We start from the raw sequence: 1,741 nt of genomic DNA, 5'->3' as shown, positions 1-1,741 counted from the left end.
CCCCCCCAGATGTTGTACTCAGTCTCGTGGGCTCGGAGAGGTGGATAAGAGACAGGCCAGCTCCCACACAAGCCCCATTTCACAGTGGATCGGCGGTGTTGGTCAGATCACGAACAGGTCCATGAACCGGTTCACCGGCGTGGCTTCAAGCCGCGCCTGATCCTTGCACAACGCAAAAATCTCCCCACTGCGCTGCGCGGTGAACCGCGTGGCCAGGTTGGCCTTGAACTTGTCTTCCAGCAACGGAATACCGTCCACCCGGCGACGGCGATGCCCGATCGGGTACTCCACCGCCACTTGCTCGGTGCTGGACCCGTCCCTAAAAAACACCTGCACCGCGTTGGCAATGGAGCGTTTGTCCGCCTCCAGGTACTCGCGGCTGTAGCGCGGGTCTTCGACGATCACCATCTTGTCGCGCAGTTCATCGATGATCGGGTGCGCCGCGTGGAAGTCATCTTCGTACTGCTCGGCCACCAGGTTGCCGAACGCCAGCGGCACGGCCGTCATGTATTGCAGGCAATGGTCGCGGTCAGCCGCGTTGGCCAACGGGCCTACCTTGGAAATGATGCGGATCGCCGACTCGTGGGTGGTGATCACGATGCGTTCGATTTCAGGCAAACGGTTTTTCACCAACGGGTGCAATGTCACCGCAGCTTCGCAGGCCGTTTGCGCGTGGAACTCGGCCGGGAAGCTGATCTTGAACAGCACGTTTTCCATCACGTAGGTGCCGTAAGGCTGGGGCAGGCTGAACGCACGCTTGTCCTCGGGCTTGAGCGCAAGGTCCTTGTTGGTGTGGCTGAACAGCACGTCGTAGAAGCCCCATTGCGGCGCGCTCAACACACCGGGAATGCCCATCTCGCCGCGCAGGGCGATATCTGCCAGGCGCACGCCACGGCTCGACGCGTCCCCCGCCGCCCAGGATTTGCGTGAGCCAGCGTTCGGTGCGTGGCGGTACGTGCGCAACGCTTGCCCATCGACAAACGCGTGGGACAAGGCCGCCAGCAACTGCTCGCGGTTGGCGCCCATCAACTTGGCGGTGACGGCGGTGGAGGCGACTTTCACCAGCAGCACATGGTCGAGGCCGACGCGGTTAAAGGAATTTTCCAGGGCAATCACACCCTGGATTTCGTGGGCCATGATCATGGCTTCCAGCACCGCGCGCACCGTCAGTGGCGCGTCACCATTGGCCACGCGTTTTTGCGACAGATGATCCGCCACGGCGAGGATGCCGCCGAGGTTGTCCGAAGGGTGACCCCATTCGGCAGCGAGCCAGGTGTCGTTGTAGTCGAGCCAGCGCACGATGCAACCGATGTCCCACGCGGCCTTTACCGGGTCCAGGCGCAACGAAGTGCCGGGTACACGAGCGCCGAACGGCACCACCGTGCCCTCGACGATCGGCCCCAGGTGCTTGGTGCACTCGGGGAAGCGCAGGGCCAGCAGGCCACAACCGAGGGTGTCCATCAGGCAGTTGCGGGCGGTATCCAGTGCCTCACGGGAATCGATCCGGTAGTTGAGGACGTAATCGGCAATGTCCTGCAGGACCTGGTCGTAGTCCGGGCGGTTGTTCTGGTCGACGTTGGCGCTCATGGCAGTACTCCAAGAAAGTTAGGGGTTCTTCCATCCTCAGGGTCAGGGTTGATGTTCCATAGTGGGTCTTATTGCCCACCTTATGTGTAGGAGCCGGCTTGCCGGCGATGAGGCCCTTTAGGCATGCGCCCCCTTCAAGGCCGCCATCGCCGGC

General features: G+C 62.3%; 1 protein-coding gene. It reads right to left on the bottom strand.

The window, feature by feature from the left end:
- Nucleotides 1-102: 102 nt before the first annotated feature.
- Entirely contained in the window at nucleotides 103-1,587 is a 1,485-nt protein-coding gene (gene prpD / locus AC07OV_RS15140; protein WP_495092493.1) for a 2-methylcitrate dehydratase, read from the bottom strand.
- Nucleotides 1,588-1,741: the final 154 nt, after the last annotated feature.

The organism is Pseudomonas sp. GW821-FHT09A09 (assembly GCF_059418405.1).
This window is presented reverse-complemented; position numbering and strand designations above follow the sequence as displayed.

Bases quoted from the DNA above. Each gene is read 5' to 3' on its own strand.
- prpD (WP_495092493.1), bottom strand. From the start codon at position 1,587: ATGAGCGCCAACGTCGACCAGAACAACCGCCCGGACTACGACCAGGTC.